Raw genomic sequence first — 556 nt, forward strand, 5'->3', positions numbered from 1 at the left:
GTGATGTCGGCGGTTCCGGCGTTCATCTCGTTCGCGATCATTCCGTTCGGGCCGACGGTGTCGGTGTTCGGGCATCACACGCCGTTGCAGGGCACGGATCTGCCGGTGGCGGTTCTGGTGGTGCTGGCGATGTCGTCGATGGGCGTGTACGGGATCGTGCTGGCGGGTTGGTCGTCGATGTCGCCGTATTCGCTGCTGGGCGGGTTGCGGTCGTCGGCGCAGGTGATCTCCTATGAGATCGCGATGGGGTTGTCGTTCGTGGCGGTGTTCCTGTTCGCGGGGACGATGTCGACGACCGGGATCGTCAACGCGCAGGCGGACCGGTGGTTCGTGCTGCTGCTGTTCCCCTCGTTCGTGATCTATGTGGTGACGATGATGGGGGAGTCCAACCGGATTCCGTTCGACCTGCCCGAGGGTGAGGGGGAGCTGGTCGGCGGGTTCCACACCGAGTACTCCTCGTTGAAGTTCGCGATGTTCTTCCTGGCCGAGTACATCAACCTGGCGACGTTGTCGGCGCTGGCCACGACGCTGTTCCTGGGCGGGTGGCGGGCCCCGG

At 64.7% G+C, this 556-nt stretch carries 1 protein-coding gene; it reads left to right on the forward strand.

Going from position 1 to position 556, the window contains the following annotated elements; translation table 11 throughout:
• The coding region (locus tag ABD340_RS47805) for a complex I subunit 1/NuoH family protein (protein ID WP_344598861.1) at positions 1 to 556 on the forward strand (556 nt) is incomplete at both ends.

This window comes from Actinomadura vinacea, from assembly GCF_039532545.1.
Classification (GTDB): Bacteria; Actinomycetota; Actinomycetes; order Streptosporangiales; family Streptosporangiaceae; genus Spirillospora; species Spirillospora vinacea.